Source organism: Archangium sp., from assembly GCF_036277355.1.
Taxonomy (GTDB): domain Bacteria; phylum Myxococcota; class Myxococcia; order Myxococcales; family Myxococcaceae; genus Archangium.
In genome coordinates, this window is the sequence record NZ_DASUNC010000141.1 from 41,145 (window position 1) to 60,874 (window position 19,730).

Below are 19,730 nucleotides of genomic sequence, written 5' to 3' on the forward strand. Positions count from 1 at the left end.
ACCATGACTCTTCCTTCGACGCCCTCTCCGGAAGTGAAGCCTCAGGACACCCAAAGTGCGGGCGCGCTCAAGGCCCATCCGCTCGTGGCCGAAGCGAGTCTGCAGATCACGGAGGTGCAGGGAGCGTTGATGTTCCCCGAGGCCGCCCTGACGCAGATCCGCCGCGCGCTCATGCAGCTCCCCGCCTCGGAGAAGCGCCACGCGATTGGCGGCCTGGTGGATCTGGCGGCCCATCTCGAGTTGAACAGGAAGGCCCCTCAAGCCGCGAACGCGTTGTTGCTCGCGATCGCGAGCAGCGGCCAGCAGCAGCCCTGATCTCAAGTGCAGTGCGTAGTGCGGTCGTGCGTTGTTGCAGTCAAACGCAGTACACACACGTGAGGTAACGATGATTCTGGCTCAGCTGGTGAACCTCGTGGTCAACCCGGCCATCCCGAGTGGCTCGGCCGTCGAGCAGGCCCGCAACTTCGTCCAGGGCGCGATGGAGCAGTCCGTGTCGCGCGTGCAGTACCTGGAGCAGAAGGTGCAGGAGATCCCCGCCGTCGCGGGCATCGTGGACATGCTCAAGTAGTCAGCAACCACCCAACCCCAACCCCTTTCTGAATTGGAGTCGACGATGAACCAGACCCAGACGCAGACCCAGACCCAGCAGGTGCCGGCGCAGACGGAGCAGAAGCCGATCTCCGCCCGCGTCACCCGCAACGGTCACTACGACAAGCTCCAGGGCTAGTCGTCTCTCTGACTGCCTACGCGTTGCGACTGCTCCTTCCGTCCTCAAAAGCGGTTGGGGCAGTTCTTTCAAGAGGGTTCAAACATGCAGAGCTGCCGCATCCGCCCGTCGGATTTCGCCGGAGTTTTCGGGAAGGAATTTGGAGATGTCTTCCTGTTGGTGACGTCTCCACGGGTGCGTGAGCGCCTGCAGGTGGAACGGGACAATGGCGTCGAGCTGGCCGAGCAGTCCTGGGAAGGCGCCCACTCGCGCTCCGCCCTGCTCGCCCGCTTCGAGGACCTGCGGCGCGCGGGCCGCAAGGCGAGCGTGGTGTGGATCGCCGACGACGAGTTCGAGCACTACTCGAATGACGAGCTGAAGGGCATCAAGCTGGCCGCCCTGTCGAGCTTCTCCTCGCCGTTCACGGTGGATGCCCTGGCGCGCACCCTCGCCATCGTCCGCGACACCGACTATCAGCAGGAGCTGGAGATCGAGCGCTCCTTCCTGGAGAAGCTGGACGGGGGCAAGCGCATCCTGTTCCGCTCCGCGTCTCCGAAGGCCGAGGCCACGCTGGACTACCAGCAGCTGCAGCACTGGTTCTCGCTGCACGGCGCGCTGTCCTTTGGCCAGCAGGTGGTGGCCCCCACCGGCGAGCTGAGCATGCTGCTCAACGGCTCGGGCGAGTTCGACGCCGTGTCGCGCTTCCCGCTGGACGGGCAGATCCTCCTGGAGGGGCAGCCCATCGTGCACCGCGGCTCGCGTACCGTGGCGCTGGAGGAGACCATGAAGACGTACGACTCGCTCGCGGCCATGCGCGATCAGCCGGCGCTCGTGGACGTGCGCGGCGGGGAGATCGTGGGCGTGCACCCCGCGGGCGGGGGCGACGCGTTCTGCCGCTCCCTGACGCAGTTCCTCGAGCGTGAGCCGCTCTACCGGAAGATCCACGAGATCGGCTTCGGGACGAGCCTGCAGTGCAAGGCGCTGCGCGCCGAGAACTTCGCCGCCAACGAGCGCTACCCCGGCGTCCACTTCGGACTGGGCCTGGGCGGCCACACGCAGTTCCACATCGATCTGGTGTGCACGAAGACGGACGTGCTCGTCGAGTTCGCCGACGGCCGGACCGAGGACGTGTACCAGTACGCCCAAGGGGTTCCCGCGAAATGATGTCAGCGAAGCTCGCCGAGGAGTTCTGGAGGGGGCGGTTGTCGGGGGTGGTGGGGGAGCGGTTCTTCCAGTCCGGCCCAGGCGAGCTCGCGGAAGCTCGTCAGGAGTACGTCGTCGAAGGGGAGCCCGCCCTGGCGGCGCGCCTGGAGCAGGTGTCGGCCGGCTCGCCCACGGGCCGGTTCCTCCTGCTGGCCGCGGCCCTGCGCGTGCTCCTCCTGCGTTACACGGGACGGTTGGACACCGTCATCTCCGCGCCCGCGCAGGGCGGGGGGCTGCGCTTCTTGAAGGCCGCGCCGGGGGCGGGGGGACAGGCGCGTGTCGGGGAGCTGCTCGCGAGCCTCGCCGCCGAAGTGGCGGAGTTAGAGGGGCGCGCGCTGGTGGAGGTGGAGCCGTTCCTCGAGAAGTTCCGTGCGCTGCGGTGGGGTGAGCCGGAGGCGCTCCTCCAGATCGGACTGGAGGATGGTGCGGGGGGCGGTGCCAGCGCGATGGAGCGGGCGCGGCTGCTCTTCCGCGTGGAGCGTCGCGGTGAGGGGTTGTCGCTGCGCGTGCGGTACGACGCGAACCTGCGCGAGCGGGCCCTGGTGCCCCAGCTCGGGCGGCACTTCCTGAATGCCCTGCGCGCCGTGCTTCGCGGGCCGGAGCAGCGGCTCGCGGGAATCGAGTTGCTGGAGACCGCGGAGCGCGAGGCGTTGTTGCGGGGTCTCTTCGATGCTCCCCGGCCCGTGCCGGCGGAGGCCTCGATCCCGAACCTGGCCGAGCTGGTGGAGCGGCGCGCCCGGTTGAGCCCGGAGCGCACCGCGCTGCTGTACCACGACGAGCGGGTCAGCTACCGGGAGCTGGACGAGCGGGCCAATACCCTGGCGCATCAGGTGCGCGAGTGGCTCGGCTCCGGGCGCGAGGAGATCGTCGCGCTCGTGATGGATCGCTCGGTGGAGATGATCGTGTCGGTGCTCGCGGTGCTCAAGGCCGGCGCCGCGTACCTGCCACTGGATCCTTCCTTCCCCGAGGAGCGCCTGGGCTTCATGCTCCGCGACAGCGGTTCGCGCCTGCTCCTCACCAATCGCGATCCGGCCGGGCTGCGCTTCGTGCCGGAGGGGTGCCGCGTCGTGGATGCGCGGACGCTCGGGGCGCCACGTGCTCCGGCTCCACCGCGGCGTGAGCGGGCGGGCAGTGAGCTGGCCCTGGTCATCTACACCTCGGGCTCCACCGGCGAGCCGAAGGGCGTCCTGCTCCAGCACGACTCGCTGGTCTACAAGATCGTCGTCACGGCGGTGGACCTGGGCTTCGACGAGTCGCTGCGCATCCCGCTGCTGGGCGCCTTCTCGTTCGACTCGTCCGTCTACCAGATCTTCGTCACCCTCTGGGCCGGCGGCGCGCTGCTGCTGCTGGATGACGAGGAGAAGAACGATCCGCGCGTGTTCTGGCAGCGGCTGGCGCGGCATGAGATCAACACCATCAACTGCGTGCCGCCCTTCCTGGCGGCCGTGCTGGCCGAGCCGGGCTGTGTGCGGCCCGTGCCGCTGCGCACCATCATCCTCGGCGGCGATCGCGTCCCGGCGAGCCTGGTGAACCGGTCCCGGGCCATGCTCGGGTTCGAGCGGTTCGTGAACCTCTACGGGCCCACGGAGACGGCCATCGATGTGATCCGCCATGTCTCCACCGAGGAGATGCTCGAGGATCCCGTCCCCATCGGGCGGCCCCAGCCCGGCACGCCGGTCTACATCCTCGACGAGCACCTCGCTCCCGTGCCGGTGGGCGTGGTGGGCGAGCTGTACATCGGCGGACCCGGCGTGGGCCGGGGTTACCTGCGCCGCGAGGCCCTGACCGCCGAGCGCTTCCTCGCGGATCCGTTCTCTCCGGGCGGGCGGATGTACCGCACGGGAGATCTGGGACGCTGGCGGCCGGACGGGGAGATCGAGTTCCTCGGCCGCCGGGATGGGCAGCTCAAGGTCCGCGGCAACCGCGTGGAGCTGGGCGAGCTGGAGAAGGCCCTGGCCCGGCACCCGGGCGTTCAGGAGGCCATCGCCAGCGTGCGCGAGGGCGTCGGCGGCGAGCCGGAGCTGGTGGCCCACTACGTGGGACCGCGCGAGCTGGAGCTGGGTGCGCTGCGCCAGTACCTGAAGGGGCTGCTGCCCGAGTTCATGGTGCCGGCCCGGCTCATCTGGCTGGCCCGCTGGCCGCTCACGCCGAGCGGGAAGGTGGACCGGGAGCGTCTGCCGGAGCAGCCGAGCCGCCGGACGGTGGTGCCGCCTCGGACCGAGCTGGAGCGCGGGCTGCTGCCGCTGTGGCAGGCGGTCCTCGGCACGGAGGAGGCCGGCATCACCGATGACTTCTTCGAGCTGGGCGGCCACAGCCTCAAGTTGGCCCGGCTGCTCTCCGCCGTCTACGAGCGGCTGGGCCTGGAGGTGGGCTTCCGGGAGATCTTCCAGCACCCGACCGTGGAGTCCCTCGCGGCGGCGCTGGCCGGGCGTCAGGGGCAGAAGGTGGCGCAGCTCCAGCGCACGCCGGACGCGCCGTCGTACCCGGTGTCCTACGGGCAGCGCCGGATCTTCATGCTCTCGCAGCTCGAGCCCCAGGCGCACCTTGCCTACAACATGGCGGAGGGCTACCGGCTCGACGGGCCGCTGCAGGTGCCCCTGTTGCGGCGCGCGCTGGAAGCGCTGACGGCGCGCCATGAGTCCCTGCGCACCGTCTTCGCCGTCATCGACGGCGAGCCCCGGCAGGTGGTCCGTGCGTCGTTGCCTCCGGCTTTCGAGGTGCTCGAGCACTCGGCGGCCCCGGTGGCCGAGCGCGATGGCCTGGTGCTGAAGGCGCTGGCGGCGGACGCGCAGCGGCCCTTCGATCTGGAGAAGGGGCCTCTCATCCGGCTCACGGTGCTGCGCTTCTCGGCGGACGACCACGCCCTGATCGTGGCCACGCACCACATCATCAGCGATGGCTGGTCCAGTGCGATCATCTGCCGCGAGCTGATGGAGCTCTACGCGGCGGCCGTGCGCGGTGAGACCGCGGCGCTGGCTCCGCTGCCCATCCAGTACCGCGACTACGTGGCCTGGCAGGACGCGTACCTCGAGAGCGCCCTGGCGGAGAACCACCGGCGCTACTGGCTGGAGCGGCTGGCTCCTCCGGTGCCGGTGCTGCCGCTGCGGACGGACTTCCCGCGCCCGGAGCAGCGCAGCTTCCGCTCTGGCGCCCGGACGTTCTCCGTCCCCGACACGCTCCTCTCCGGCCTGCGCGCGCTGTGCCGGGAAGAGGGCCTCACCACGTTCATGGCCCTGCTGGCCCTGGTGGAAGTGCTGCTCGCCCGCCACGCTGGCACCGATGACGTCCTGGTCGCCGTCCCGGTGGCCGGCCGCTCCCGCGCCGAGCTGGAGCCGCAGGTCGGCTTCTACGTCAACACGCTCATCCTCCGCGGCCACGTCGAGCCGGCCGAGTCCCTCCGCTCGCTGCTCCAGCGCGTCCGGGGCACCACGCTGGAGGCCTACCAGCACCAGGACTACCCGTTCGACCGCATCGTCGAGGAGAGCCGCGTCGAGCGCGCCCTGGGCCGTCATCCCTTCACCGATGTCGTGGTGGAGATGCTCATCGATGATCCGCTCGCCGGCTGGCAGCCGTCCGCCTCCAGCCCGAGGCCCCGGCACCTGGAGCCCGCCGATGACCTGATGGACCTCTTCGACCTCAGCTTCAGCTTCATGGAGCGTGAGGCCTCGCTGGACATCCGCATCGGCTACAGCGCCGACCTGTTCCGCCGGGCGACGGTGGAGACGTTCGGCGAGCAGTTGCTGCAGCTCCTGGAAGAGGCGGTGAACGCGCCCGACACGGCCGTGGGACGGCTCGAGCTGAGCTCCCCCGCCGAGCGCAAGCGGCTGCTGGAGGACTTCAACAAGGAAGAGGGTCCGCCGGATCCGGACTCGACGCTGGTGGAGCTCTTCGAGCGGAAGGTGGCCGAGCTGCCGGACGCCGTGGCCGTGCTCTACAAGGACCTCTCCCTGAGCTTCGCCGAGCTCAACGCCCACGCCAACCGCGTGGCCCACCAGGTTCGCGCCCGGGTGGAGATCGTCCCCGACGAGGTGGTCGCCGTCCTGCTGGATCGCTCGGAGTGGCAGGTGGTGGCCGTGCTCGCGGCGATCAAGACGGGCGCGGCGTACCTGCCCCTCGACCCGGAGGCCCCGGACGAGCGGCTGCGGTACATCTTCTCGGAAGCCCGCGTGCGCGCCGTCCTCACCGACGCGCCCAAGGTGGAGCGGCTGCAGTCGCTCACCCAGGCCCCCGTGCTGGCCGCCAGCGAGCTCTACGCCACGGGCACCCCCGAGCAGGAGCGCAACCCGGGACCCATCGCCTCGCCGAGCCACCTCGCGTACCACATGTACACCTCGGGCTCCACCGGCCGCCCGAAGGGCGCGATGATCGAGCACCGCAAGGTGCAGCGCACGGTGTGCTGGCGCGCGGACTACTACAAGTTCGGCCCGGACCACCGCATCCTGCAGATCCCCGCCGTGTACTTCGACAGCGCGGTGAATGACTTCTTCTCCACGCTGATCGGCGGCGCGGCGCTCGTCGTCCTGGAGCACGAGCGGCGGTTGGACCTGGACAACATGGCGGCGCTGATCGCCCGGCACGGCGTGACGCACATCATGATGGTGCCCACCCTTTACCAGCCGCTGCTGCAGGAGCACGAGGCGGAGCTGCGCACGCTCAAGCAGGTGGCGCTCGCGGGAGAGCGGTTGCCTCGCACGCTGGTGAGGGATCACTTCCGCAAGCTGCCGGGCGTGCCGCTGTACAACGAGTACGGCCCCGCCGAGGCCAGCGTCGGCACCACCATCTTCGAGCTCACCGAGCCCGAGGCCGAGGTGCTCATCGGCAAGCCCATCTGGTCGCACCGGGTGGACGTGCTCGACGAGGAGGGCCGGCTGCTGCCCATCGGCGTGGTGGGCGAGATCTGCATCAGCGGCAACTGCCTGGCCCGTGGCTACGTGGGAGACCCGCGCCTGACGCAGGAGCGCTTCGTCCCGCACCCGCAGCGGCCCGGCGAGCTCATGTACCGGACGGGCGATCTGGGGCGCTATCTCTCGGATGGCAACCTGGAGTTCGTCGGCCGCGCGGACTCGCAGGTGAAGATCCGCGGGAGCCGCGTGGAGCCCGGAGAGATCGAAGTGGTGCTCCAGGAGCACCCGGACGTCGAGCAGGCCGCCGTGGTGGCCCGGAAGGCTCCGGGCCGCGAGGAGCTGGAGCTGGTGGCCTACGTCATCCACCGTGGGCCGATCGACGTGCCCAAGTTGAACCAGCACCTGCGCTCCCGGCTACCGGCCTACATGATTCCGGCCCACATCGTTCGCGTGGACGCGCTGCCTCGCAACGCCAACGGGAAGCTCGATCGGCGGGCCCTGCCGGATCCGCGCCCGGCGGAGCAGGGGAGCGATGCGCCGCGCGAGCCCCGCACGCCCCTCCAGGAGCGCCTGGCGCAGCTGTGGGAGTCCGTGGTCGGCGAGCCGCTGGTGAGCCTCGATGACAACTTCTTCGAGGTGGGCGGGCACAGCCTGATGGCCACGCGCTTGGCGGCGTCCATCCGCTCGGAGTTGGGCGTGGCCTTCTCGGTGCGCGACGTCTTCGAGCGCCCCACGGTGCGGCAGCTCGCCGAGCGGATTTCAGTGCTGGGCGGCCGGCCCCGGAGCCAGCTCGAGCCGGTACCGGTGGCCGAGCACCATCCGCTCTCGCACGCGCAGCGCCGCGTCTACACCGCGGCGGCCACCGCGACCAGCGGCGAGGCCTTCAACATCACGGACGCCTTCGCTTTCCCCGAGGCTCCCGACGCGGAGCTGCTCGAGCGCGCGCTGAACCTGGTGGTGGCGCGCCACGAGTCGCTGCGCACCGTGTTCCTCGCCGTGGACGGGGCGCCGCGCCAGCGCGTGCTGGAGGGAGTGCACCTGCGCATCGAGCGGGTGGAGCTCCCCGGGTCTCCCCAGCCGGCCGAGCTGGAGGCGGAGATCCAGAAGGGCGCGCGGGTCGCGTTCGCGCTGGATGTGTGGCCGCTCATGAAGGTCCGGCTCCTGCGCTACGCCGAGGGCAGCGCGGTGCTGACGATGACGGTCCACCACATCATCGCGGACGAGTGGTCCATCGGCCTGCTCATGGGTGAGTGGCTGGGGGCGTACCGCGCGCTGCGCGAGGGCAGGGCGCCGGAGCTGCCGCCCCTGCGCATCCAGTACAAGGACTTCGTCGCGGACGAGGCGCGCTGGGTGGCGGGCCCCGAGGGCGAGAGTGCCCGGCGGTACTGGCGCGAGCGGCTCTCCGGAGAGCTGCCGGTCCTGGAACTGCCCACGGACTTCCCCCGTCCGCCCATCCGTTCCCGCCAGGGCGGGCTCGTCCGCGTGGTGCTGGATGGGAAGCAGGCGGGCGCGCTGAACGCGCTGGCTCGCAGGCACGACACCAGCCGCTTCATGGCGCTCTACGCCGTCTTCACCACGCTCATGCAGCGGATGAGCGGCCAGCGCGACATGGTCCTCGGCTTCCCCATCGCGGGACGGAGCCGGCTCGATCTGGAGGAACAGATCGGCTGCTACGTCAACGCCGTGCCGCTGCGGCTCGAGGTGGACCCGGACGCGGGCTTCGATCGGCTGCTCGCCACCGTGCGCGCCCGCTGCATCGAGGCCTACGAGCATCAGGACTACCCCTTCGATCGCATCGTCGAGGAGCTGGCTCCCCGGCGCCGTCCGGGCCGCTCGCCCCTGTACGACGTGGGCTTCACCTGGGAAGGCTCGTTCGTCGAGTCCGGGCTGCCCGGCGTGGTGAAGGCGCTGGATGTCCGGCCGCCCGAGGTCCACGTCAACGACGACCTGTGGATCTACGCGCACGAGGCCGGAGAGCAGATCGTGTTGGAGATCGCCTACGATACGGCCCTGTTCTCGCGCGCCACCCTGGATGTGGTGGCGTCCTGGTTGCCGGCCATCGTCGACCAGGTGACCGCGAATGAGGGGGTTCCGTTGTCCGCGCTTCAGCTCGATGCTGGGGACCGGGCGGCGAAGCCCACGCGGCGCACCACCCGCTACGCACTATGAGCCAGGAGGGCGCCGCCATGGCGCGACAGGGCACCAGCGCTCTGCTGCATCACCGGTCCGTGGAGTTCTGGAAAGAGTCCCTGAAGCACGCCGGTGACGGCTTCGTGTTGAACGGGCCTCCTCCGGATGCCGGCTCGCGCGAGGCGGGTCCGCGCCAGCAGATGGAGCGCGCGCTCGGCCAGGGCGCCACGGACACGCTGCTGAAGATCAGCCAGGGCGGGGACCTCGAGTCCTTCGTCGTCTTCCACGCGGCGGCGGCGTTGCTGCTCTCGCGGTACGAGGACAGTGAGACCTGCGTCACCTCCATTCCGCCGCTGCAAGGGGCGGACTCCGAGTGGAAGGACGGACTTCCCCTCGTGCTCTCCCTGGCCCCGGTGAAGAACGCCCGGGAGCTGGTGATCGCGACGGATCAGGCCATCGTCGACGCCTACGAGCACCAGGGCGTGCCCGCCGCGTTGCTCCCCGCTGGCGCCGCGGAGCGCGCGTGGTCGAACGTGCGCCTCGCCCATGCGAAGCTGCATGCCTCCGTGACGCCGGGTCAGGGCATTGCCCTGGCGCTGACGCTGGACGTTCCCGCGAGTGGTGCTCCGGTGGTGCGGGCTTCCTTCACCACGGACGCGCTGGCCCGTTGGTTCGTGGAGGAGCTGCTGGCGAACCTGGAGCACGTCCTCGCCGCCTGGGGACAGGCCTCCTCGCTGGAGAAGGTGGAGCTGGCCTCGTTCGACGTGGTGCGGCCGGCGTCGCGCACCACGCTCCTCGAGCACTTCAATCGGGACTTCCACGAGGACCCGTCCCCCAGCACCCTGGTGGAGCGCATCCGCGCCCAGGTGGTTCGCACGCCCGAGGCCATCGCCGTCATCTCGGACGGGACTCGCCTGTCCTACGCGGAGCTCGACCAGCGCGCCGAGGCGCTCGCCGCGCATCTGGCCAACGCACATGGCATCCGCCGGGGAGACCGCGTGGCCATCCTCATGGGCAAGTCGGACCTGCCCGTGGTGGCCATCCTCGGCATCCTCAAGGCCGGCGCCGCCTACGTCCCCGTGGATCCGCGCATTCCTCCGGCGCGCGTGGGCTTCCTCCTGCGCGACTGCGGCTGCCGCCTGCTGCTCACCGAGGCCCCGCTCCTGCTCTCCGTGGAGGGCTTCGACGGCGCGGTCATGGCCCTGGACGTGGAGCCCGTTCCTCCCGCTCCCCCGGACTACGTTCCGGTCCAGGTGGGGCCGCGGGATCTCGCGTACGTCATCTACACCTCGGGCTCCACCGGCGAGCCCAAGGGCGTGTGCATCACCCACGCCGCCATCCTGAGCTACCTGGACTGGAAGCTCGCCTACTACCGCTTCGATTCGAGCTTCGTCCTGCTGCAGATCCCCCCGCTGTGCTTCGACAGCTCGGTCTCGGATCTGTTCTCCATGCTGTTGTCCGGGGCGAGCATGGTGCTCCTGCCGGACGAGGCGCGGCTCGAGGTTCCGCTCATCCGCGAGCTGGTCGGCCGCCACGAGGTGACGAACCTCACGCTCGTCCCGAGCCACTACCGGGTGCTGCTCGAGCACCTGGAGCCCTTCCGCGAGCAGCTCCGGGTCATCACCATCGCCGGTGAGCGCAGCAGCCTGGATCTGATCCAGCGGCACCAGCGGCTGCTGCCCTCCACGAGGCTGATCAACGAGTACGGCCCCACGGAGAACTCGGTGGGCGCCACCGCCTACGACTACGCGCTCGGTGCGACGGATGGTGGGCGCGTGGGCTTCCCGCAGACGAACACCCGGGTGCGCATCCTGGATCGCCAGCTGCGCCTGCTGCCTCACGGCGCGGCGGGGGAGATCTGCCTGAGCGGCCCGGGCGTGGCGCTCGGGTACCTGAATCGCGAGGAGCTCACGCGCGAGGTCTTCGTCCCGGATCCGTTCGTCCCTGGCGCGCGCATGTACCGCAGTGGAGACATGGGCCGATTGACGCCGGATGGGCAGCTGGAGCTGCTCGGGCGGCGGGACGCGCAGGTGAAGATCCGCGGCAACCGCGTGGAGCCCGGAGAGGTGGAGGCGGCGCTCCGGCGGCTGTCCGGCGTGAAGGAGAGCGTGGTGGTGGCTCGCCCCAACGCGCGCGAGGAGTTGGAGCTGGTGGCCTACGCCGTGACGGACGGTGGGCAGTCTCCGGCCGCGCTCCGCGAGGCGCTGGCGCGTGTGCTGCCGTCCGCCATGGTGCCCTCGCACGTGGTGGTGCTGGGCGAGCTGCCGCTGCTGCCAAGCGGCAAGGTGGACCGGTCCCGGCTGCCCGCGCCCTCCGTCTCCGCCAGCGATGCGCAGCGGGAGGCTCCGCGTGACGAGGTGGAGGCCCTGGTCGCCTCCGTCTGGGAGGAGGAACTGCGCAGCGGACCGGTGAGCCTCGATGCCGACTTCTTCGCGCTCGGCGGGCACAGCCTGTTGGGCGTGCAGATCGTCCTCCGCCTCCAGCAGGCGCTGGACGTGCAGGTGGGCCTGCGCGAGCTCTTCGAGAACCCCACCATCCGCCGCTTCGCCGAGGTGCTGCGCCACAAGGAGAAGCAGCGGGTGCGGCCCATCGATCCCGTGCCCGACGCCGCGTCCTACCCGGCCTCGCACGCCCAGCGGCGCATCTGGATCCTGGAGCGGCTGCGCGGGCAGGGACGTGCCGCGTACAACCTGCCGGACGCGTACGAGCTCGATGGGGTGCTCGGCGACGGCGAGGTGGAGGCGGCCCTGCGCCGGGTGGTGGAGCGGCACGAGTCGCTTCGCACCTGCTTCGGCGAAGTGGCCGGCGAGCTGATGCAGCGCGTGCTGCCGGCCTCCGCGTTCTCCCTGGAGCGCAAGGACCTGGGTGGCTCGTCCGACCCCGAGCAGGCCCTGACGCGGGCGCTGCGTGCCGAGGCGGAGCGGCCCTTCGCGCTGGAGTCGGATCCGCCGTTCCGCGCCACGCTGTACCGCCTGGGCGAGGGGCACCACGTGCTCGGCCTGCAGATCCACCACATCGCCTGTGACGGGTGGTCCGCGGCCCGCCTCATCCGCGAGATGCTGGACGGGCTGGCGGCCGGGCGCGAGGGCCGTGATCCGGGCCTGAAGCCGCTGCGCATCCAGTACCGTGACTTCGTGGCGTGGCAGGAGGCCGCGCTGCGCGAGGGCGCCTGGGAGTCGGAGCGGCGGTACTGGATGGAGCAGCTGTCTGGCCCGCGCGAGCCGCTGATGCTGCCCACGGACTTCCCCCGGCCCGCGAGCCGGCGCTTCGAGGGCCGTGTCGTCCGGGCGCAACTGGCGCCGGAGCTGAGCCGGGAGATCCGCGCCGCCGGTCAGCGTGTCGGTGCCAGCCTCTTCATGTTCCTCACCGCGGCGGTGCAGGCGCTCCTGTACCGCTACACGGGGCAGGAGTCGCTGCTCCTGGGAACGCCGGTGGCCGGCCGCGTGCACCCGGACCTGGAGGATCAGGTCGGCCTCTACATGAACACCCTCCTGCTGCGCGGAGACGTGAAGCCCGGTGCTCCTTTCTCGGCGCTGCTCGAGCAGGTCAAGCAGACCGTGCTGGGCGGCTACGAGCACCAGCAGTACCCGTTCGATCTGCTCGTGGAGGAGCTGCAGGTCGGGCGCGATCTCGGCAGGAATCCGCTCTTCGACGTGATGATCACGCTCGACGGGCGGGACGTGGATCCGCTGGTGGCTGGTGACGTCCAGGAGCTGGGCGTGGGGCTCTCCGCCCGGCGCCGGATGGTGGACTACGACATCAGCAAGGTGGACCTGACGTTCGCCTTCGCCGACACCGGTGCCGGCGAGCTCGCGCTGACGCTCGAGTACGACACGGGCCTGTTCCGCGCGGAGCGGATGGAGCGGATGGCTCGGCACCTGTCCACGCTGCTGGCCGACGCGGTGCGCGCGCCGGAGCGGCCCGTGGGCGAGCTGGCGCTGCTACCCGAGGACGAGCGCCGCACGGTGTTGGTGGAGCTCAACCGCACGCAGGTGCCGCGGAGGGACGGGGAGACGCTGCTCGGCGAGTTCCAGGCGCAGGTGGCCCGGACGCCGGAGCGGATCGTCGTGGATTCGGGTGACCTCCGGCTCAGCTACCGCGAGCTGGATGCGCGGGCCTCGGCGCTCGCGGAGACGCTGCGGACGGCGTGGGGGCTCGGGGTCGGGGACCGGGCCGTGCTGGTGGGCGGGCGCACGGTGGGCTTCCTGGAGCGGATGCTCGCCATCCTGAAGTGTGGCGCGGCCTACGTGCCCGTGGAGCGCGGTGTGCCGCCCGAGCGGCTCGCGGCGATGGTGGAGAGCTGCGGTGCGCGGATCGTCCTGGGCGAGGACGAGGTGCCCGAGGCGCCATCCAGAGCGGGGACTCACGTGCCGGCGGATTCCGAGGAGGCCCGTACTGCTCCGGATCGGCGCGTGGCGTACATCATCTTCACCTCCGGCTCCACCGGCCACCCCAAGGGCGTGATGGTGGAGCACCGGGGCGTGATGAACTTGGTGCGCTGGCACCAGCGGGCGTTCTCGCTCGGGCCCGACAGCCGGACGACCTGGTTCGCCAGCGTGGGCTTCGATGCGTCCGTCTGGGAGATCTGGCCCACCCTGCTCACGGGCGGCTGCCTGGTGCTGTTGCCCGAGGCGGCTCGGAGTGACGCCGACGCGCTCCTCGAGCTGTGGATTGCCTCCCGGGTCTCCCATGCCTTCGTGCCCACGCGGGTGGCGGAGCTGCTGGTGCGCCGTCCGCGCGCCGCCGCGCTCCCCCGGGAGTTCGTGCTGCTCACCGGTGGCGAGACGCTCCACCCGCTGGGCGCCGTGCCCTTCACCGTCGTCAACAACTACGGCCCCACGGAGGCCACCGTCGTGGCCACGTCCATCGTGCTCGGGAAGGACCCGGGCGGCGAGGTGCCCATTGGCCGGCCGATCGACAACATGCGGGTGTTGCTGCTCGACGAGCGGCTCCAGCCCGTGCCGGTGGGCGTGCCCGGGGAGCTGTACCTCGGAGGCCCCGGCCTGGCGCGCGGCTACGTGGGCGAGCCGGAGCTGACCCTCGAGCGCTTCGTGGCGGACCCGTTCCACTCGGGCGAGCGGCTCTACCGCACCGGGGACCTGGCTTGCTGGCGCGAGGATGGGAACCTCGGGTTCCTCGGGCGCCGCGATGCCCAGCTGAAGATTCGCGGTTACCGCATCGAGCCGGCGGAGATCGAGGGTGTGCTCGGTGCCGTCACGGGCATCCTCGAAGCCGCGGTCACGGCCGTGGCGAGCGAAGGTGGCGAGCCGCGGCTGACGGCCCTGCTGGTACCCGGCGAGGGCATGCGCCCCGGCCCGGAGGCGCTGCGGAACAGGTTGGTGGAGCGGCTGCCGGCCTGGATGATTCCCTCGCGCTTCGTCTGGGTGGCGGCGCTTCCCAAGAACGCCAGCGGCAAGGTGGATCGCCGCGCCCTGGCGGGTCTGGTCCCGAACGAGGGCGAGCCGGTGGGCGAGCGTCCCCGCTCGACGCTGGAGGAGCTGATCGCCGAGGTCTGGACCGCGGTGCTCCGGGTGGAGCGCGTGGGGCGCGACGACGACTTCTTCGAGCTCGGCGGTGACTCCATCCAGGCCATGCGGGTGGCGGCGCGTCTGCGGGATGCGCTGGGCCGGCCGCTGGAACTGCGAGCCCTCTTCGAGGCCCGGACGGTGCGGCGGCTCGCGCAGGTGCTCGAGGCGGCACCCTCCGTGGAGGAGGGGCTGTCGGGTCCCATCACCCGCGCTCCCGCCGAGGAGCGCACCCGCACGCCTCTGTCTTGCGCCCAGGAGCAGATCCTCGGGGTGGAGCAGCATCTCCCCGGCTCAACCGCGTTCCACATGCTGTACGGCCTGCGGCTGAGGGGTCCCCTGGATGCCGGGGCGCTCCGGGCCGCCGTGCGCGACCTGATGGACCGTCACGAGGCGCTGCGCACGCGCTTCCGGGACGGGGCCGCGGAGGTCGCATGGCCCCCGGGTGGCGCGCCGGTTCCCCTCACCGAGGCAGACCTCTCCACGACGCAGGCGGCGGAGCACGATGCCGCCATCCAGCGCGAGGCCCAGGCACTGCACGCGAAGCCGTTCGCGCTCGCGGAGGGGCCGCTGTGGCGGGTCCGGCTGCTGCGGCTGGGTGAGGACGCGCACGCCCTGCTGGTGTCCATGCACCACCTCATCGGGGACGGCGAGTCCTTCGGGCTGCTGGTGCGCGAGTTGCTGGCGCTTTACCGGGCACGTACCCAGGGCCGGGCTCCGGAGATGGGCGAGGCGCCGCTCCACGCGGGAGACTTCGCGCGCTGGCAGCGGCACATGCTGGCGTCCGGTGGTTTCGAGCGCTCGCTGTCCTACTGGCGCGAGGAACTGGGTGGAGAGCTGCCGCCCCTGACGCTCCCGATGGATTGGCCTCGGGTGGCGCGGCAGGCCTTCGTGCCCGTCGAGCACACCTTCCACATTCCGGAGGCGCTGGTGGCGGGTGTCCGGCGGCTGGCTCGCCGCGAGGATTGCACTCCCTTCATGGTCTTCACCGCGGCCTTCCAGCTCCTGCTGCACCGGCTCTCGGGCTGCCAGGACATCCGCGTGGGCACCCTGCTGGCCGGACATGCCCGGCCCGAGCTGGAGGGCGTGGCGGGCCTGCTCGTCAACACGGTGATCCTCCGCACGAAGGTGGAGCCGGAGCTGTCCGCCCACGGACTGCTGGCCCGTGTCCGAGAGAAGGTCCTCGGGGCCTTCGCCCACCGGGAGCTTCCCTTCGAGGCGCTGGTGGAGCGGCTGGCACAGGAGAAGACCCTGGATCGAGGCACGCTCTTCGAAGCGCTCCTCACGTTCCAGCGCATGCCCGCGTCCGCGTCCCCGGCCACCACGGAGGGCCCGCGCGTGGAGCCACTCACGCACCTGCGTGTCCCCACCCAGGCCATCACCACGTGCGATCTCGTGCTCGCGCTGGAGGAGCGGCCGGACGGCGTGGAAGCACTGCTGACGTACAAGAGCGAGCTGTGGCGCCGCTCCAGCATCGAGCGGATGGTGGAGGAGCTGCTGCGCGTGCTCGACGAGATGACGAACGGGGCGGAGCAACCGCTCGGTGAGCGCACCCGGGCCCCGGAATCGAGGGAGGCAAGAGGATGAAGGCACGTGCCGGGTTCGTTCTTCAGCCCACGTTGGTGGAGGGCCTCCGGCGTGCCGGAGAGGGTGAGGGGCTCGGGGTCGGGGCGTGGGTCTCGGCGGGCCTGGTGGCGCTGCTGCACCGCTACACGGACCAGGAGTCCTTCGCCGTGCGGCTCGGCGGTTCGCCGCTGACGCTGGACTTCTCGGCCGAGCCGGATCTCGGAGGGCTCGCGCACCAGGCGCGGGCGCTCGTGACGGGCGAGGCGGTGGCGCTGGAGGTGGCCTTCGAGGAGCACGGCTCGAGCTGGGCCCAGCGGCGTCTGGTGGAGCGGCTCTCCCCGGAGCAGGTGGATCTCCGCTTCGAGCTCGACACGGCGGGCGGCGAGGCGCGCATCCGCTGCCTGTCCTCGCGGGAGTGGCTGGACGAGGAGGGCGCCCGGCAGCTGGGCAGGCACCTGGAGGTGTTGCTCCAGGGCGCGGTGACGTCCCCGGAACTGCCGGTCTCGCGCCTTCCGTTGCTCACCGCGGAGGAGTGGAAGCGGCAGGTGTTCGGGTGGAACCAGACGGCGGGCGCGCTGCCGGAGCGCCGCATCCACACGCTCTTCGAGGAGCAGGTGGCGTTGCGACCGGACGCTCCGGCGATCGTGGCCGGGACGAGGACGCTCTCGTACGCGGAGTTGAATCGGCGGGCGGATGCGCTTGCCCGGCGCTTGAGGCGGTTGGGCGTGGGGCCGGACGTGCGCGTGCAGCTCGCGTTCGAGCGCTCCATCGAGATGGTGGTGGCGGTGCTCGGGGTGCTCAAGGCGGGCGGCGCCTATGTGCCTTTGGATCCGGCTTATCCCCCCGAGCGCTTTCAGATGATGGTGGAGGACACGCGGGGCGCCGCGCTGCTCACGCAGCCCCACCTGCGCGAGCGTTTCGCGGGCACGGACCTTCCGATCCTGGAGCTCGGGCCGGAGGACGGGCCTGATGAGGAAGGGGAGGCACCAGCGCCCACAACGGGAGGCCCGGATGACCTCGCCTACGTCATCTACACCTCTGGCTCTTCTGGTCGCCCCAAGGGCGTGATGATCGAGCACCGGGGCCTGGTGAACGTCATCCGCGACACGGCGGAGGCCTTCGGGGTGCGGCCGGAGGATCGCGTCCTCCAGTTCTCCTCGCTGAGCTTCGACGTGTCCGTCTGGGACATGTTCGCCTGCCTCACCTCGGGTGCGTGCCTGGTGCTGGTGGACGAGGAGATGACGCGCAACCCGCGGCTGCTCACCGAGTGGGTGGCCGAGCAGCGGGTGACGGTGATGTTCCTGCTGGCGTCGGTGATGAGCAGCCTGGAGCCGGCGGCGTTCCCCTCGGTGCGGCTGATCGTCACGGGCGGCGAGCTGTTCTCGCAGGAGCTGGTGGACCGCTGGGCGCCGGGGCGGCGGCTCTTCTACGTGTACGGCCCCACCGAGGCGACCATCTTCCAGTCCTGGCTGGAGTGCCCCGCGGGCGCCACGGTGCCTCCGCCGACCGTGGGCAAGCCGATGGTGAACCTGCGCTACTACCTCGTCGATCGTCACCTGAACCCGGTGCCGGTGGGCGTGGCGGGCGAGCTGTGCATCGCGGGTTTCGCCGTGGGGCGCGGCTACGTGGCCCGCCCGGAGCTGAACGCGGAGAAGTTCCTGACGGACCCCTTCTTCCAGGGGCCGCCCCCGTTGCCCTCCGTGACGCGGATGTACCGCTCGGGAGATCGCGCGGTGCAGCGCCCGGACGGGAACCTGGACTTCCTCGGGCGGGTGGATCGCCAGGTGAAGGTGCGCGGGTTCCGCATCGAGCCCGGTGAGATCGAGTCGTGCCTCGCGAAGCACCCGGGCCTCCAACAGGGCGTGGTGGTGGCGCGCCCGCTGTCGGCCGGCGAGGTGGCGCTGGTGGCCTTCGCCGTACCGTACCCGGAGGCGCACCTCACCCCCGGCGACATCAAGCGCTTCGTGGAGGAGCGGTTGCCCTCGTACATGGTGCCCTCGCGCGTCATCCTGTGCGAGGCCCTCCCGCGCTCGCCCAACGGCAAGGTGGATCGCCGCGCGCTGCTGGCCATGGAGCCGGCCCGCTCGCAGGAGACGCCCGCCGTGGCCCCGCGTGACGAGCGCGAGCGGGTGCTGCTGGAGATCTGGCAGGAGGTGCTCGGCACCGACGACTTCGGCGTGCAGGACGACTTCTTCGAGTTGGGCGGGCACAGCCTCAAGGCCATGCGCGCCCTGTCCCGCATCCGCCAGCAGCTCGGGGTGGAGCTGTCCGTCCGGGAGTTCTTCGTCCACCGCACCATCGAGCAGATCGCCGAACAGCTCGCGGCCCGGGCCTCGCACGGGGGCGGCTCCACCTCGCCCATCTCCCGCATCCCGGACGCGCCGCACCATCCCATGTCGGACGCGCAGCGCCGCCTGTGGCTGGTGGATCAGTCGCGAGGGGACAGCCGCATCTACAACACGCCGCTGGCCTTCGTGCTGGAGGGCCGCCTCGACGAGCAGGCCCTGGAGCAGTCACTGAGGGACCTGGTGGCGCGCCATGAGTCCCTGCGCACCACGCTCGTGCTCGTGGGCGGGGAGCCGCGCCAGCGCGTGGGAACGGGCGAGGACTTCCGGCTGGAGCGCCGGGACTGCTCCTCCGCGGCCGATCCCCTCGCCGCGGCCCGGGAGCTGGCCCGCGAGGATGCGCACCGGCCCTTCGATCTGGCGCGCGGCCCGCTCTTCCGCGCCCACCTCATCCGCTGCGGCCCCGAGCGGTTCCTGCTGGCGTTGAACCTGCACCACGTCATCTGCGACTCGTGGTCGCTCGCCGTCCTCACGAAGGAGCTCCGGGCGCTCTACGCCGCACGCGTCTCGGGCCTCCCGTCGCCGCTGGCGCCCCTGCCCGTGCAGTACCGCGACTTCAGCGCGTGGCGTCAGCAGCTCCTGGCGAGCCCCTCGCTCGAAGCCCACCGCGCGTATTGGCTCCAGAAGCTCGCCCGGCCGGCGGAGCCGCTCGCGTTGCCGATCGATCATCCCCGGTCCTCTCCGCCCTCGGGGCGCGGCACCCTCCACTCTTTCGACCTCGGCCCCGCCGAGTACGAGGCCCTCAACCGGCTGGCCGAGTCCACCTCCAGCAGCCTCTTCGTCGTCCTCGTGTCCCTGGTGAAGGTGCTGCTGTACCGCTACACGCACCAGCGGGACATCTCCATCGGCTCGGCGGTGGCGGGGCGGAGCGCGGTGGAGCTGGAGGAGCAGATCGGCCTGTTCGTGAACACCGTCGTCTTCCGGGACGTGCTCGATCCCCAGGCCAGCCTGCGCACGCTGGTGGAAGGGGTGCGCCAGACGGCCGTCGACGCCTACGCGTACCAGGACTACCCGTACGATGCCCTCGTGGAGCAACTGGGTGGCCCCCGCCATCCGGATCGGCATCCGCTCTTCGACGTCTGGGTGCTGCTGCAGGAGGAGCAGCCCCTGGTGCAGGAGCTGGGGCCCGGGGTCCTCATGCACCAGGAGGAGTGGTCGTTCGGCATCAGCCTCTTCGACCTGTCCTTCCAGTTCGAGAAGCGGAACGGCGGGCTGCGCGGGCGGCTCCAGTACGACAGCGCGCTGTACGAGCCGGCCACCATCGAGCTGATGGTGGAGCGCCTGCGGACTCTTGTGAACAGCGCGACACAACGGCCGGACGAGCCGCTGGAGCGGCTGGATTTCCTCGTGGCGGCTGAACGGATTCAGGAGCCGGCGCGTCCATTCGACGGGTTCCGTTTCGGCTGACGCG

The 19,730-nt window shown here is 71.0% G+C and carries 6 protein-coding genes; all 6 read left to right on the forward strand.

Annotation, left to right across the window (positions count from 1 at the left end):
* The first annotated feature begins 3 nt into the window (after positions 1-3).
* The 6 genes from VFZ09_RS34305 to VFZ09_RS34330 all read left to right on the forward strand — a co-directional run bounded on the left by VFZ09_RS34305 (position 4) and on the right by VFZ09_RS34330 (position 19,726).
* Positions 4-315: a hypothetical protein gene (locus tag VFZ09_RS34305; protein WP_329731960.1), complete on the forward strand. Its 312-nt coding sequence runs from the start codon at positions 4-6 to the stop codon at positions 313-315.
* Between the two features lie 70 nt (positions 316-385).
* Positions 386-568, forward strand: a complete 183-nt coding sequence (locus tag VFZ09_RS34310) for a hypothetical protein (RefSeq protein ID WP_329731961.1) — start codon at positions 386-388, stop codon at positions 566-568.
* Between the two features lie 243 nt (positions 569-811).
* Positions 812-1,870, forward strand: coding sequence for a hypothetical protein (locus tag VFZ09_RS34315; RefSeq protein WP_329731962.1), 1,059 nt, complete (start codon positions 812-814; stop codon positions 1,868-1,870).
* Complete coding sequence (locus VFZ09_RS34320; protein WP_329731963.1) at positions 1,867-8,922, forward strand: non-ribosomal peptide synthetase; 7,056 nt, start codon at positions 1,867-1,869, stop codon at positions 8,920-8,922. The genes VFZ09_RS34315 and VFZ09_RS34320 overlap by 4 nt, the downstream gene beginning before the upstream one ends.
* A gap of 17 nt (positions 8,923-8,939) precedes the next feature.
* Positions 8,940-15,995: a non-ribosomal peptide synthetase gene (locus tag VFZ09_RS34325; protein WP_329731964.1), complete on the forward strand. Its 7,056-nt coding sequence runs from the start codon at positions 8,940-8,942 to the stop codon at positions 15,993-15,995.
* Positions 15,992-19,726: an amino acid adenylation domain-containing protein gene (locus VFZ09_RS34330; RefSeq protein WP_329731965.1), complete on the forward strand. Its 3,735-nt coding sequence runs from the start codon at positions 15,992-15,994 to the stop codon at positions 19,724-19,726. Before VFZ09_RS34325 ends, VFZ09_RS34330 begins: the two co-directional genes overlap by 4 nt.
* The last annotated feature ends 4 nt before the right edge of the window (positions 19,727-19,730 follow it).

Bases quoted from the DNA above. Each gene is read 5' to 3' on its own strand.
- VFZ09_RS34305 (WP_329731960.1), top strand. From the start codon at position 4: ATGACTCTTCCTTCGACGCCCTCTCCGGAAGTGAAGCCTCAGGACACC.
- VFZ09_RS34310 (WP_329731961.1), top strand. From the start codon at position 386: ATGATTCTGGCTCAGCTGGTGAACCTCGTGGTCAACCCGGCCATCCCG.
- VFZ09_RS34315 (WP_329731962.1), top strand. From the start codon at position 812: ATGCAGAGCTGCCGCATCCGCCCGTCGGATTTCGCCGGAGTTTTCGGG.
- VFZ09_RS34320 (WP_329731963.1), top strand. From the start codon at position 1,867: ATGATGTCAGCGAAGCTCGCCGAGGAGTTCTGGAGGGGGCGGTTGTCG.
- VFZ09_RS34325 (WP_329731964.1), top strand. From the start codon at position 8,940: ATGGCGCGACAGGGCACCAGCGCTCTGCTGCATCACCGGTCCGTGGAG.
- VFZ09_RS34330 (WP_329731965.1), top strand. From the start codon at position 15,992: ATGAAGGCACGTGCCGGGTTCGTTCTTCAGCCCACGTTGGTGGAGGGC.